Origin of the sequence: Kitasatospora sp. NPDC059577 (assembly GCF_042735475.1) — a bacterium.
GTDB lineage: Bacteria > Actinomycetota > Actinomycetes > Streptomycetales > Streptomycetaceae > Kitasatospora.
Map to the genome: position 1 here is coordinate 274,917 of NZ_JBHWBZ010000003.1, position 13,945 is coordinate 288,861.

A 13,945-nucleotide genomic window follows, 5' to 3' on the forward strand; every position below is an offset into this window, starting at 1 on the left:
TGGGTCTCCACTATGTGGGCGGTGGCGGTATCGCTGACGTCGCGGGTGGCGCAGCCGAACAGCAGCAGGTCCACGACCCGCGGTGGCAGCCCGCCCGCGGCGCGGGCCCGCCGCGGCGTGGGCCGGCCGCGGGCCCGGCCGCGTCGTGGCGGCGGTCCTCGCCCTGCTCCTGTCCGCGGTGCCGGCCGGCTGCGGCACCCGGTTGCCCGAGGGCGCCTTCACCGCCCGGGCGACCCGGGCCCCGACCCCGGGCGCGACCGGTGGGGCGACCAGCGGCAATCCGGCCTCCGACACCGGGGTCACGGCGGGCGAGATCCGGATCGGCATCGTCACCTCCCTGACCAGCCCGGTCGGCAGCGAGGTCTTCAGCGGCCCCCGGTACGGCGCGCTGGCCTTCTTCCGGGCCCTGAACGACCGGGGCGGCCTGCACGGCCGCACGGTCCGGGTGGTGACCTGCGACGACGGCGGCAGCGGCGTCGGCAACCAGGACTGCGTGCACCGACTGATCGACCAGGAGCACGTGTTCGCCTTCGTCAGCGGCAGCGTCCTCGACTACGCGGGCGCCCCGTACGTGAGCGGGAAGGCCGTGCCGGACGTCGGCGGTCAGCCGATCGGCACGGCGTACGACCGCTGGCCGCACCTGTACGAGATCTACGGCAGTGCCGCGCCGCGCGACGGGCAGTCCGTCGGCTGGAACGGCACGCTCTACCAGAGCACCGAGGTGTTCCGTTTCTTCAAGCAGCGCCTGGGGGCGAACAGTGCCGCCGTGGTCGCGTACAACCAGGCCGACTCGGCGCGCTACGCCGGGCAGCTGAAGGCCGGACTGGAGGCGGAGGGCTACCGGGTGCTGCTGCAGACGGTGGACTTCGCGCTGCCGAACTTCCAGGCGGTGGCCGCGGCCGTGCGCGCCGACGGCTCGCAGCTGCTGTTCGACGCCATGGACACCCGGGGCAACGCGGCCCTGTGCCGGGCGCTGGACGAGTCCGGGGTGACCGTCACGGCGAAGGTCACCAACGTGCAGAACTGGTCGGAGTCGGTACGGACCGACTACCAGGCCTCGCCGAACTGCCGCAACGTGCTCTGGGCGACCTCGTCGAGCCTGAACTACGAGGACGAGCAGTACCCGGCGGTGCACGACTTCCGCACCGCGATGGCCCGCTACTACCCGGACCGGGCCGGGCAGCTCTCCGCCTGGGAACTGGAGGGCTGGGCGGGCGCGCTGTGGCTGACCGACGCGGTGGACTCCTGCGGCGCCGCCCCGACCCGCGCCTGCGTCGGGGCGTTCATGAACCGCGCCGAGCCGTACGACGCGCACGGCCTGATCCTGCCCGCCTCCTTCGTCCCGCAGCCGCCGCCCACCGGCCTGACCCGCGCCTGCCTGAACGCCGCCCGCTGGCAGGACTCGGCGCAGGGCGGCCGGGGCGGCTGGGTCACCCAGGTGCCGTCGATGACGACCAATTGCTACGAGGTGCCGCAGCTGCCGTACAAGCCGTAGGTCCCGGACCGGCCCCGGGCGCCGCCCGGGGCCGTGCCCGTCCTGGGACCTTGGCCCGGCCGACGTCCGGAGCCGGGCCGGCGTTCAGGGCCCGTCCGGCGTTCAGGGCCCGTCCGGCGTTCAGGGCCCGTCCGGGGGCGTGGGGCCGGCTGTGGGGCGGCTCCCGCGCAGACCGCCGTCCGGGAGCCGCTCGACCACGACCATGGCCGCGTCGTCGTCCAGCCGGCCGCCGACGTGGGCGAGCAGGTCCCCGCGGAGGCGGTGGAGCAGGACGGTGGGGCGCTCGGCGCTCCAGGCGGCGACGCGTTCGGTGAGCGGGTAGAAGCGCCGCTGGGCGTCGCGGGCCTCGATCACGCCGTCGGTGTAGATCAGCAGCCGGTCGCCGGGCCGGAACGGGAAGGTCTCCACCTCGTACCGCACCGGGGCGAGTTCGCCGAGGCCCAGCGGCGGGGCGGGCTGGCGGGCGGCGAGGGTGGTGATGCCCTCGGGGCGCAGCAGCAGCGGGGGCGGGTGGCCGCAGTCGATCAGGCGGACCGGTGAGCCGTCGTCGGGGATGTCGAGCAGCACGGCGGTGATGAAGGACTCGCCGGACTCCCCGGCCTCCTCGGGGGCGTCCCGGGGGGCCGCCCGGGGCAGGGCGCGCCGGTCCTGCTGGGCTTGCCGCGTCTGCCGGGACTGTTCGGCGAGCTGGGCGAGGTCCCAGCTGACGCTGCCGTCCAGGTAGGCGGCCAGGTCGGGCAGTTCGGCGTGCAGGTGGGCGGCGGCGCGGAAGGCGCCGAGCAGCAGGGCGGCGTCGCCGAGCGAGGACAGGCCCTTGCCGCGCACGTCCCCGACCAGCAGCCGGGTGCCGGTGGTGGTGCGGGCGGCCGCGTACAGGTCGCCGCCGACCTGGGCCTCGGCCTCGGCGGCGAGGTAGACGGAGGCGAGGTGCAGCGGTCCGATCCGTTCCGGCAGCGGGCGCAGCAGCACCCGCTGCGCGGCCTCGGACACCGACCGGACCCGGGCCAGTTCGCGCTCGTGCCGTTCGCGCAGCACCCGCAGGCCGACGATCAGGGTGGAGACGGCGACCTGCGCGCTCAGCTGGGTCTCGATGTTGGCGCTGGTCAGGCTGTCGCGGACGGCACCGATGACGGTCAGCGCGGCGAGCGCGAGCACGGCGACCCAGAAGGTGGCCCGGGGGCCGGCGAAGGAGGCGGTGAGCGCGGGCGCGACGATCAGCAGCGGGCCGAGGTGGATGTCCGGCGGGGAGAGGATGTCGACCACGGCGATCAGCACGATCAGCACGAGCGTCAGCGCCGTCAGCACCCGGGGGTCCGGCCGCCAGGCGCGGCGGCGGTCGGGCGGGTGCGGCGCATCGGGTCGCTGCCGGAGGGGCACCTCTCCTCTGTACACCGTGGGGGTGGAGGGGCGCACCCCGGGAGGGCCGCCGGGCGTTTCCGTCGGGCGTTCGCGTCGGGCGTTCCCGCCGGGCCGCGCTGCCGGGTGGCCGGCCGTGCCGGGTCAGCCCTCTTCGCCGTAGCGGGCCAGGTAGGCGGCGAAGCGGGCGACGTCCTCGTCGGACCAGTCGGTGAAGCGGGTGGTGAAGGCCAGGCGGCGTTGCTCGTTGGCGTCCCGCAGCAGGGTCAGCCCGGCCTCGGTGGCGCGCAGGATCTGGCCGCGCTGGTCGTCCGGGTCGGCCTCGCGGGCCAGCAGGCCGAGCTTCTCCAGGGCGGTGACCTGGCGGCTGACGGTGGACTTGTCGAGCATGAAGTGCGTGGCCACGTCGGCGGCCCGGCAGCCGCCGCGCTCGGTGATCAGGTCGAGGACGCTGTATGTGACCAGGGAGAGGTCGGGGTGCAGCTGGGAGGCCTTGTGCCGGGCGCGGCGGGCGAAGGCGGTCAGCTCGCGCTGGATGGTGTCGATGGACGACTGGCGGCCGGGCACGGCGTTCCTACCTCCTCGAAATTTGTTGCACTATACAACGGATTCGCCGGGGGTGGCGCGCTGCTCCGGTGCGGGCCGTCCCGGCGCGGCCTGCCAGGCACGGGCGGCGGCGATCCGGCGGGTCGCACTCGGGTGAGTGGCGAACAGTAGCTCAAGCAGCCAGGGCGGGTCGACATCGGAGACGTTCACCAGTGCCAGTCTGCGCTGCATCGCCACGAACTGCTCGGCGTCACCGGTCAGTTCCAGCGCGTGCCGGTCCGCCCGGGCCTCGATCCGGCGGCTCACCGCGCACTGCACCGGCCCCGACAACGTGCCCAGCAGCGCCGCGAGCGCCGCCAGCAGCGGCAGCGCCCGCGGGTCCGCCGCGTCCGTCACCCCGGCGGCGTCCAACAGCGGCTGCCAGTCCGCCAGCAGGCCGAGGACGGCCACCGCGACCGCCGCCCCGACCGCGCCCAGCGCGGTGCCCACCGGCACGTCCCGGTGCTTGACGTGGCCCAGCTCGTGCGCGACCACCAGCTCGACCTCGCGCGGCTCGGCGGCGGCCAGCAGCGTGTCGTAGGCGACGATCCGACGGGTCGCCCCGAACCCGGAGACGTACGCGTTGAGTGCGGTGGTGCGGCGGGAGGCGTCCGCCACCAGGACGTCCCGCACCCGGACGCCGTCCCGCTCGGCCAGCGCCAGCAGCGCGGTGCGCTGCCCGCCCGGCGGCATCGGCGCGAAGCGGTTGAACACCGGCTCGATCAGCAGCGGGTGGAGGAAGGAGAGGGCGACGGTCAGCACCGCCGCCGCGCCCGCCGCCGGCAGCCACCAGCGCTGCGGCGACCGGGCGGTCAGGGCGAACAGCCCGAGGGCGAGCGGGAGGAAGAGGGCGAGGGCGAGCGCGAGGCCGCGCACGGCGTCCAGCGCCCAGCCGGCCCAGCCCTGGGTCACCAGCCCGTAGCGGGCGCGGACGGTCCGCGCCCCGGCGCCGAACGGCAGCCGCAGCGCCTGACCGAGGACCACCAGGGCCGCCGCGCCGGCCAGGACGGTGGCCGTCCGGGAGCCGCCGAACCAGCCGCCGACGGCGGTGACCAGGCCGGCACCGGCCGGGGTGAGGCCGAGCAGCAGGGTCAGGGCCAGACCCGCCAGCCGGCCGCCCAGCGCCCACGGCAGCTGGGCGCGGCGCAACGCGCGGCCCCGGGCACGCTCGGCGGGGGTGAAGTCGGGGGCGTCGGCGGCGCTGGAGTCGGGGGCGGCGGTGGACCCGGACGCGGCGGTGGACGCGTCGGGGCCGGGATCCGCGTCGGGGTCCGGGGCGGCCCGGCGGTCGGGGGTGGTGTCCATGGCGGGGGCGGCTCTTCCGGTCGTCCGGTCTTCCGGTCGGGTGTCGCGGTTCAGCATGGCGTACCCGGCGGGGCGGTGCGCACTCCTGCGCCGGGGCGGATCCGGCGCCCCGGCCGGGCTCCGGCCGCGGGTGGTCACTCCTCCGCGGGCCCGGTCGCGTCGTGGACGCCCGCGCGCAGCAACTGGTGTCCGAGGTCCACGAGGGCGCGGCCGACCGCGAACTCGTCGCCGATCCGCGGGGCGGGGGCGTCGCCGGGGTTGCGCCGGGAGTGGGCGTCGCTGTGCAGGACGTGGCCGTCGGCGTCCAGGGCGGCGTGCACCCGGGTGGTGTCCCGGTCCTCGACCACGTGCAGGGTGAGCTGCCAGTCCTTGGTGCGCACGGCGGGCCCGCCGGCCCCGGTGGACCGGACGTCCTCCTCCGGCGTCGTCCCCGCCCCGGCGCCCGTCCCCGCGACTGCCCCGGCGCCCGCCCCCGCCGCGGCCCGTGCCGGTGCGGTGGCCATCCGGTCGGAGCGGACGATCACCACCGGACAGCTGCCGTACACCGCGCAGCGGGCGCTGACCGAACCGAGCAGCGTCCGGGCGAAGGTGCCCCGGCCGCGGCTGCCCAGCACCAGGAGGTCGGCGTCCTCGGCCGCGTCCAGCAGCACCTCGGCGGCGTGGCCGAGCACCAGGCTCTCCCGGACCGCCACCGGGCGCTCCGGGCCGAGGACCTCGTCGATCTCGGCGCTCAGCGTGCGGCCGGCGGTCCGTTCGAAGCCGTCGTCCACCATCGGCGCGGACCAGCCGTACAGCGACGGGTACTCCCAGGCGGCCACCGCGTGCACCGACGCCCCGGTCAGGACGGCCTGGCCGACCGCCCAGCGCAGGGCGGCTTTGGACGGTGCGGAACCGTCGATGCCGACCACGATCCGGCACTCCCGGGCGGGGAGGGCGCGGCTGCCGGGGACGCCGCCGACCGGACTGCCGACCGGTCCGCCGCCCGCGCTGCCGCCCTCGTTGCTGCCCATCACGTCACACCTCCGCCGCATCGGCGCGGGACCGGCACCCGCCGACCCCCCGTACCACCACGCTGCGCGCCCGCCCGCCGCCGCGCCAGGGACACCGTGGCCGGGACGGGCGCGGCGATTGGGACGGGTGGGCCACAGGTGGGCCCGCCGGTGTCCTTTTGTGGCCGGAATGTTGCGGGTGAGGGCTCAAGGGGTGGTGATTCGGTGGCGTAGGCTGACCGCTCTCGCATCGTCCTCGGGGGGAACCACTCATGCGCCGTGTCGCGGCTGCCGTCGCGCTGCTCGTCGGACTGACCACCGTCACCGCCTGCGGCCCGGACGACCCCGACCCGGCGCCCGCGGGCGCGGCTCCCGCCCCGACGGCCACGGCCCCGACCCCGGGCGCCCCGTCCTCCGGCGCCGCCCCGAGCAAGAGCGCCGCGCCCCGGCCCGACGGCACCATCACCGTCGCCTTCGCCGGGGACGTCCACTTCGAGGGCCGCACCGAGGCCCGGCTGGCCGTCCAGCCGCCCGAGCCCGCGCTCGGCCCGATATCCCGCAGCCTCGCCGACGCCGACCTGTCCGTCCTCAACCTGGAGACGGCGATCACCGGGCGCGGCGCCCCGGAGCCCAAGCTGTACACCTTCCGCACCTCGCCCAAGGCGCTCTCGGCGCTCAAGGACTCGGGCGTCGACGTCGTCTCGATGGCCAACAACCACGCCGTCGACTTCGGCGCCGACGGCCTCACCGACACCCTCGCCGCCAAGGACTCCTCGCCGATCCCGGTGATCGGCGTCGGCCGCGACGCCAAGGAGGCGTACGCCCCCTACGTCAGCACCGTGCGCGGGGTGAAGGTGGCCGTGGTCGCCGCGAGCCAGGTCGAGGACCTCACCAACCAGAAGTGGCGGGCCGGCGCGAACAAGCCGGGCATCGCCTCCGCGCTGGACGTCCCGGCGCTGGTCAAAGCGGTCGAGGCGGCGAAGCGGCAGGCCCCGGTCGTGCTCGTCTACCTGCACTGGGGCGAGGAGGGCAAGGCCTGCCCGACCGCCCCGCAGACCGCCATCGCCAAGAAGCTCGCCACCGCCGGTGCCACCGCCGTGGTCGGCACCCACGCGCACACCATGGTCGGCTCGGGCATGCTCGGCAACACCTACGTCGGGTACGGCTTCGGCAACTTCCTCTGGTACGGCACCTCCAACTACCCGAACTCCAACGAGACCGGCGTCACCACCCTCACCCTCACCGCCGACGGCAAGGTGACCGGCGAGGCCTTCGACCCGGCCACCATCGACGACAAGGGCGTCCCGCAGCCGGTCACCGGCGCCGCCGCGGAGGCCGCCCTCAAGCGCCGCGACGGCCTCCGCGGCTGCGCGGGCCTCACCCCGGCGCCGAAGGCCCCCGCGGCCGCCCCCGCCTCGCCGTAGGACGAAGGCCCGCTGCGCCTGTCGCAGTTGCTGTCGCTGTCGCTGTCGCTGTCGCAGCCGCAACCACAGCCGCAGCGCCGTGACGTCCTCGTAGCATCACCCCGCGACCGGGCACGAGAAACTGACGACCCGTCGACTCTCGCCGCGGTGGCCGGCCGCGGGTGACGTCGAGGCCGTCCTCGCCGTCCACGGCGACCGGGCCGCCTGCCTCCACAACCCTTCCGACGCCCTCGCCGCCCGGGCCGAGGCCGAGGAGCGCCGCCGGAGCCGGGGCGCCGTGTGGCGGCGCCGCGGCTACGGCTACTGGACCGTCCGGGCGCACGATTACTCCGCCGTGCCGGGCTTCTGCGGCGTCAATCCGATGGAGCCGAACGGTCTGCCGGTCCTGAACCTCTTCCACCGCTTCCCTCCCGCCGCCTGGGGCCGGGATTCGGCGAGCGAGGTCGCCACCGCCGTGGTGGCCTGGGCGAGCACCGCCGAGCCCGGTCTCCCGCTGATCGCCCGCGTCCGCCCCGCCGACCTCACCTCCCGACGGGTGGCCCTACGGGCCGGCCTGCTGCGGGCCGAGCACCTGGACGGCGGGGGCTACGACGGCTTCGACCGGATCCATCACCGTCCGGCGGGGTGGTAGTCCCGGCGCCGCCGGGCGCCGCCGAGCGTCCGGGCGCCGGCGGGGAGCTGGGTGAACCCGGCCGGGGCGGCGGGGGCTTGGGCGGAATCAGGACGGCGGCCCGGTGCCGTGCGGCCGGTTGTCGTGTGGCCGGCTCTCGCCGGTCGCCGGTGGTCCGTCCGCGGGGCGGTCGGCCGTGTCCGTCGGCGGGGCGGGGTTGTGCAGCCCGGGGTGGTGGCGCGCGCTCGGTGGGGCGGATCGTCCGGCCCCCTCCCGCGGCCGGGACAGGCCGGCGTTCGAATTGACGGTCGCACAGGATCTCGGCGTAGGCGAACAACTGTGTTAGGTTAGGCTTGCCTAATCTTGCTGGTCGGAGGGGATGTCCTGTGCAGCAACAGTCCGAATTCGCCGGTACCGTCGCGATGGTCACCGGAGCCGGGCAGGGCATCGGCGCGGCCGTGGTCCGGGCGCTGGTGGCCGAGGGAGCCGTCGTCGCGGCGGTGGACCGCAACGCCGGTGCGCTCGACGCCCTGGCGGCGGAGCTCCCGGCCGTCAGACCCTACGTCCTGGACGTGTCCGACGCCCGGGCCGTGGACGACGTGGTCGAGTCGGTGGAGAGCCGGCTCGGCCCCATCGCCACGCTCGCCAACGTGGCGGGCATCCTGCGCACCGCTCCGGTCGTCGAACTCACCGACGCCGACTGGGCGGACACCTTCGCCGTCAACACCACCGGGGTCTTCCACACCGGCCGTGCCGTCGGGCGGCGGATGGCGCAGCGCGGGCGCGGGGCCGTCGTGACCGTCGGCTCCAACGCCGCCGGGGTGCCCCGGGCCGGGATGGCCGCCTACGCGGCGTCCAAGGCGGCGGCCACCATGTTCACCCGCTGCCTGGGGCTGGAACTCGCCCGGTCCGGCGTGCGGTGCAACGTCGTCTCGCCCGGCTCGACCGACACCGAGATGCAGCGCGCGCTGTGGGGCGAGGACGCCGAAGCGGCCGAACAGCGGGTGATCGAGGGCGACTTGGCCGCCTGGCGGGTCGGCATCCCGCTCGGACGGATCGCGGCCCCCGCCGACATCGCGGAGGCCGTGGTGTTCCTGGCCTCCGACCGGGCGCGGCACATCACCATGCACGACCTGTACGTCGACGGCGGCGCGACCCTGCGCGCCTGACCCGCCCGCCCGGCGGTTCGCGTCGAACCGCCGCTCGCCCCGGCTCCGCGACCTCCCCCGGCTCGCCGGCCCCGGCCCTCCGGCTCCCCGAAGGCCAGCCGGCTCCCCGAAGGCCAGCCGCCTGCTCGAAGGCCCGCCGGCCCCCGGACTCCCGCCGGCCCCGAAGAACCGCGACCTCCCCCGAAGAACCGCGACCTCCCCCGTAGACCCGTCCCAGACTGGAGAACCCACCGTGACCACGGTGCCCCACGCCCCGGCGGCCCCCCTCGCCGACGGCCCCGACCACGCCGTCATCGGCGCGGCCAGCGGACTGCTCGGCCAGTACCGGGCCGCCTCCGACGAGGCGTTCTTCGCCTCGCCGACCCGCACCCTGCTCGCCTCCGGCGTGCGCGCCCGGGTGCCGCAGGACGGGCGGCCACTGCCCGTGCGGGTCGCCGGGACACTGGCCGAGGCGGCCCGTGCCGGGGTCGAACGGCCGCTGGTGGTCGGTGCGGTGGCGTTCGACCGGGACAGCCGGGCCGAGCTCGCCGTGCCCGAACGGGTCCGGACCGCCGGGGCGATGCGGGACGACCCGCTGATCGCGCTGCCCGCGCCGCCCGCCGAGCGGGTCGAGTGGCGGATCCGGCCGGTGCCCGAGCCGGAGGCGTACGGTGCGGGTGTCGCGGCGGCCGTCGAGCGGCTGCGCGACGGGGAGTTGAGCAAGGTGGTGCTGGCCAGGACGCTGGAGCTGAGCGCCGCCGAGCCGCTCGACCTGCCGGCCATCCTGCAGCGGCTGGGCCGCCGTGACCCGGGCGGCTACACCTTCGCCGTTCCCGCCGGCGGCGGTCGGACGCTGATCGGCGCCAGCCCCGAACTCCTGCTCTCCCGGCGGGGAACGGCCGTGCTGGCCAACCCGCTGGCGGGCTCGGTGCCGCGCAGCGAGGACCTCGGCGAGGACGTCCGGCGCGCCGCCGCGTTGCTGGAGTCGCCCAAGGACCTGCACGAGCACGCGGTGGTGGTGGACGCCATCCGCGAGGCGCTGGCGCCGTACTGCCGCACCCTGGAGGTGCCCGAACGGCCCACCCTGGTACGGACGGCCGCGATGTGGCACCTGGCCACCACGATCAGCGGCGAGCTGGCCGACCCGGCGGTCTCCGCCCTGGAGCTGGCCTGCGCGCTGCACCCGACCCCGGCCGTCTGCGGCACCCCGACGGACGTCGCGCGCCGGGTCATCGGCGAGGTCGAGCCGTTCGACCGGGGCCTGTACACCGGCATGGTCGGCTGGGGCGACGAGGCCGGCGACGGCGAGTGGGTGGTCACCATCCGGTGCGCGGAGGCCGATGAGCGGACGCTGCGGGTGTACGCCGGCGCGGGGGTGGTCGACCGGTCCCTACCGGAGGCCGAACTCGCGGAGACCAGCGCCAAGTTCCGCACCTTCCTGGACGCCGCGGGGGTGTCCCGGTGACGCCGTCGGACGGGTTCACCCCGTACCCCGCCGAGTTCGCCGAGCGCTACCGGGCCGCCGGGTACTGGCGCGGTGAGACCTTCGGGCGGATGCTGCGCGAACGCGCCGCCGCACACGGCGGGCGGACCGCCGTCGTCGACCCGGGCGGCCACTCGGTGGCCGTGGCGGAGCGGCGCTGGACGTACGCCGAACTCGACCTGAGAGCCGACCGGATGGCCGCCGGGCTGCTCGCCCGGGGGATCCGGGCCGGGGACCGCGTCGTGGTCCAACTGCCGAACGCCGCCGAGTTCTTCGAAGTGGTCTTCGCGCTGTTCCGGATCGGCGCGCTGCCGGTCTTCGCGCTGCCCGCGCACCGGTACACCGAGATCGGGTACTTCTGCTCCTTCACGGGCGCGGCGGCGTACGTCGTGCCGGCCGTCGAGGGCGGCTTCGACTACCGCGAACTCGCCTCCCGGGTCCGGGCGGAGAACCCCGCGCTGCGACTGGTCCTGGTGGCCGGGGAGGACGCGGGGGAGCACGTCCGGCTGGCGGACGTGCCCTGCGACGGGCCCGGACCGGCGAGCGGACCCGAGCCGGGTGACGTCGCCTTCCTGCAGCTCTCCGGCGGCAGCACCGGCGTGCCGAAGCTGATCCCGCGCACCCACGACGACTACATCTACTCGCTGCGCGGATCGGTCGAGCTGTGCGCGCAGGACGCGGACAGCGTGTACCTGTGCGTGCTGCCCGCCGCCCACAACTTCCCGCTCAGCTCGCCGGGTTCGCTCGGCACGCTGTACGCCGGCGGCCGGGTCGTGCTGTGTCCGCAGCCCAACCCGGAGACGGCCTTCCCGCTGATCGAGCGCGAGGGCGTGACCATCACCGGCCTGGTGCCGCCGCTGGCGCTGCTCTGGCTGGACGCCGCCGAGCGCGGCGCCCGCGGGTACGAGAGCCTGGAGGTGCTGCTGGTCGGCGGGGCCAAGTTCAGCACGGAGGCCGCCCGCAGGGTGCGTCCGGTGCTGGGCTGCACGCTCCAGCAGGTGTTCGGGATGGCCGAGGGGCTGGTCAACTACACCCGGCTGGACGACCCGGAGGAGTTGATCACCACCACCCAGGGCCGTCCGATCTCCCCGGACGACGAGGTCCGCGTGGTCGACGACCAGGACCGGGACCTGCCCGACGGCGCGACCGGCCACCTGTTGACGCGCGGTCCGTACACCATCCGCGGCTACTGGAACGCGCCCGAGCACAACGCGAACTCCTTCACGGCGGAAGGCTTCTACCGCACCGGCGACCTGGTCCGGCGGACCCCGACCGGTCACCTGGTGGTCGAGGGGCGGGCCAAGGACCAGATCAACCGGGGCGGCGAGAAGGTCGCCGCCGAGGAGATCGAGAACCACCTGCTCGCGCACCCCGCCGTGCACGACGCGGCGGTGGTGTCGATGCCCGACCCCTACCTGGGCGAGCGCACCTGCGCGTACGTGGTGCTCCGCGCCGATCATCGCGAACAGCCGCCGAAGGGCGTCGAGTTGAAGCGGTTCGTGCGGCAGCGCGGGCTGGCCGACTACAAGGTGCCGGACCGGGTCGAGTTCGTCGAGGCCTTCCCGGCCACCGGCATCGGGAAGGTCAGCAAGAAGGACCTGCGCGCGGCCATCGCGGCCTCCCTCACCGCCAAGTGATTTCACCCTAGTTGCTAAGGAACGACCACCGTGGGCCTGCCCCGCATTCCCTCCTATCCCCTGCCCACCGCCGAGGAGCTGCCCGCCGACCGGGTCTCCTGGACGGTGGACCCGGCGCGCGCGGTGCTGCTGGTGCACGACCTGCAGAACCACTTCCTGGGCGCCTACGACACCGGGGCCGCCCCGGTGCCCGAACTCCTGGCCAACGTGGCCGGGTTGACCGGGGCGGCCGGTGCCGCGGGCGTCCCGGTCGTGTACTCGGCGCAACTGGGCGGGCAGAGCCCGGCCGAGCGCGGACTGCAGCAGGACTTCTGGGGTCCGGGCATCCCGGACGACCCGCGGGCCACCGCGATCGCCGACGCCGTCGCGCCGGCGCCGGGCGACACCGTGCTGACCAAGTGGAAGTACAGCGCCTTCGTGCGCACCGGGTTGGAGCGGATGCTGCGCGAGCAGGGCCGCGACCAGCTGGTGATCGTCGGGGTGTACGCGCACATCGGGGTGCAGGTCACCGCCTGCGACGCCTGGATGCGGGACGTCCAGGCGTTCGTGGTGGCCGACGCGGTCGCCGACTTCGGTCCGGCCGAGCACCGGGCCGCGCTGGAGTGGGTGGCCGGGCGCTGCGGCGTGGTCACCACGACGGAGGCCGTGCGCGCCCGACTGGGCGGCGCGGACGAGCGGGACGGCACGGCCGAGTCGAGGAAGCAGGCCGAGCCGAAGAAGCCGGCCGAGCCGAAGAAGCCGGCCGGATCGAAGAAGTCGGACGAGGTGGACGGGAAGTGACGGGCGTGGGTTTCACGGTGGAGCGGATCCGGGCCGAGGTCGCCGACCTGCTCGGCGAGGACCCGGCGGACATCCCGCTGGACGAGAACCTGGTCGACTGGGGGCTGGACTCCATCCGGCTGATGACGCTCGCCGAGCGCTGGCGGGCGGAGGGCGCCGAGGTGGCGTTCGTCCGGCTGGCGGAGCGTCCGGCGGTCGAGGCCTGGGCCGAGCTGCTGGGCGCGGTCTGATGGAGGCGCTCGTACGGGAGGCCGCCCGCGGGGCGGTGCCGCAGGACGCCCGCCCACCGGTCCGGGGGGAGGCGCCGACCGTCGTGCCCGCGTTGCCCCGCCGTGCGGTGACGTACCCGGCGACCACGCTGGTGGGGCCGGTCGAGGCGCAGGCGTCCAGGACGCCGGACGCGCCGGCGCTGGTGCTCGCGGGCGGGGGGACCGTCAGCTACGGGGAGCTGAACGCCTCGGCCAACCGGCTGGCGCGCGTCCTGGCCGCCCGGGGGGCCCGCCCCGGCGCGGTGGTCGGCCTGGCGGGCGCCCGCGGCCCGGCCGAGCTGCTGACGGCGCTGCTGGCGGTGGTGAAGTCGGGTGCGGCCTACCTGCCGCTGGACCCGGCGGACGCGCCCGGGCGGCGGGAGCGGCTGCTCGCGGAGAACACGCCGGTGTGCGTGCTGGGGGAGGGCGTGCCGGGGGCGCTCACCGGGCTGGAGACGGCCGGCGAGCTGCCCACCGACCCGCCGCGGGCGCTCACGCCGCAGCACCTGCTCTGCGTCGGGTACGGTCCGGGCGGGCGGCCGACGGCCGTCCGGGTCACCCATGCCGAGGCGGACCGGCGGGTGCGCGAGCTGCAGGCCGAGCATCCGCTCGGGCCGGGTGACCGCGTCCTGCAACTGGGCCTGCCGTTCTGGGAGTTCCTCTGGCCGCTGCGGACGGGTGCCGCCGTGGTGCTCGCCGACCCGCAGCGGGAGGGGGAGGTCGGGGCGCTGGTCCGGGAGCTGGGCGTGACGGCGGTGCGGGTGGCGCCGACGGCGCTGCTGGGCGGGTGACGGCGGGCGGTACCCGGACGAGGGCCGACGGCGGCCCGCGGGAGGGGGAGAGGGGCCCCCCCTGCGACCACCAACACCCCAACACCCACCCCCC

13 protein-coding genes are annotated in these 13,945 nt (G+C 75.9%); 9 read left to right on the top strand and 4 right to left on the bottom strand.

What is annotated here, in order from left to right; all coding sequences use genetic code 11:
• Positions 1-82 precede the first annotated feature (82 nt).
• A complete protein-coding gene (locus ACFV0O_RS05210) occupies positions 83-1,495 on the top strand; it encodes an ABC transporter substrate-binding protein (RefSeq protein ID WP_380336575.1) in 1,413 nt (470 codons plus the stop codon).
• Between the two features lie 120 nt (positions 1,496-1,615).
• On the opposite strand, the gene ACFV0O_RS05215 is transcribed toward ACFV0O_RS05210, so the two are convergent.
• The 4 genes from ACFV0O_RS05215 to ACFV0O_RS05230 all read right to left on the bottom strand — a co-directional run bounded on the left by ACFV0O_RS05215 (position 1,616) and on the right by ACFV0O_RS05230 (position 5,751).
• Positions 1,616-2,872: a PP2C family protein-serine/threonine phosphatase gene (locus tag ACFV0O_RS05215; protein WP_380336578.1), complete on the bottom strand. Its 1,257-nt coding sequence runs from the start codon at positions 2,870-2,872 to the stop codon at positions 1,616-1,618.
• Between the two features lie 123 nt (positions 2,873-2,995).
• The gene (locus ACFV0O_RS05220) at positions 2,996-3,418 is read right to left on the bottom strand and encodes a MarR family winged helix-turn-helix transcriptional regulator (protein ID WP_380336581.1); all 423 of its coding nucleotides are present in this window, start codon (positions 3,416-3,418) and stop codon (positions 2,996-2,998) included.
• Between the two features lie 30 nt (positions 3,419-3,448).
• A complete protein-coding gene (locus ACFV0O_RS05225; protein ID WP_380336584.1) occupies positions 3,449-4,741 on the bottom strand; it encodes a M48 family metalloprotease in 1,293 nt (430 codons plus the stop codon).
• Positions 4,742-4,875: 134 nt separating this feature from the next.
• Positions 4,876-5,751, bottom strand: coding sequence for a universal stress protein (locus tag ACFV0O_RS05230; RefSeq protein ID WP_380336587.1), 876 nt, complete (start codon positions 5,749-5,751; stop codon positions 4,876-4,878).
• 251 nt (positions 5,752-6,002) lie between these two features.
• Between ACFV0O_RS05230 and ACFV0O_RS05235 the strand changes: the two genes are divergently transcribed.
• The 8 genes from ACFV0O_RS05235 (at position 6,003) to ACFV0O_RS05270 (ending at position 13,851) form a co-directional block, all read left to right on the top strand.
• Positions 6,003-7,154: a CapA family protein gene (locus ACFV0O_RS05235; RefSeq protein WP_380336590.1), complete on the top strand. Its 1,152-nt coding sequence runs from the start codon at positions 6,003-6,005 to the stop codon at positions 7,152-7,154.
• A gap of 121 nt (positions 7,155-7,275) precedes the next feature.
• Positions 7,276-7,785 (top strand): GNAT family N-acetyltransferase, encoded by a 510-nt coding sequence (locus ACFV0O_RS05240; RefSeq protein WP_380336698.1) that lies wholly within the window; start codon positions 7,276-7,278, stop codon positions 7,783-7,785.
• A 365-nt stretch (positions 7,786-8,150) separates the two neighbouring features.
• A complete protein-coding gene (locus ACFV0O_RS05245) occupies positions 8,151-8,933 on the top strand; it encodes a 2,3-dihydro-2,3-dihydroxybenzoate dehydrogenase (RefSeq protein WP_380336593.1) in 783 nt (260 codons plus the stop codon).
• A 232-nt stretch (positions 8,934-9,165) separates the two neighbouring features.
• Positions 9,166-10,377 (top strand): isochorismate synthase DhbC, encoded by a 1,212-nt coding sequence (gene dhbC, locus ACFV0O_RS05250; protein WP_380336595.1) that lies wholly within the window; start codon positions 9,166-9,168, stop codon positions 10,375-10,377.
• Positions 10,374-12,032, top strand: coding sequence for a (2,3-dihydroxybenzoyl)adenylate synthase (locus tag ACFV0O_RS05255; protein ID WP_380336597.1), 1,659 nt, complete (start codon positions 10,374-10,376; stop codon positions 12,030-12,032). Before dhbC ends, ACFV0O_RS05255 begins: the two co-directional genes overlap by 4 nt.
• A 30-nt stretch (positions 12,033-12,062) precedes the next feature.
• Positions 12,063-12,812, top strand: a complete 750-nt coding sequence (locus ACFV0O_RS05260) for an isochorismatase family protein (protein WP_380336600.1) — start codon at positions 12,063-12,065, stop codon at positions 12,810-12,812.
• On the top strand, positions 12,809-13,042 hold the full coding sequence (locus tag ACFV0O_RS05265) for a phosphopantetheine-binding protein (protein WP_380336603.1): 234 nt from the start codon (positions 12,809-12,811) through the stop codon (positions 13,040-13,042). Before ACFV0O_RS05260 ends, ACFV0O_RS05265 begins: the two co-directional genes overlap by 4 nt.
• Positions 13,042-13,851 carry an AMP-binding protein gene (locus tag ACFV0O_RS05270; protein WP_380336606.1) on the top strand — a complete coding sequence of 270 codons (810 nt, stop codon included), beginning with the start codon at positions 13,042-13,044 and terminating at the stop codon, positions 13,849-13,851. The genes ACFV0O_RS05265 and ACFV0O_RS05270 overlap by 1 nt, the downstream gene beginning before the upstream one ends.
• The last annotated feature ends 94 nt before the right edge of the window (positions 13,852-13,945 follow it).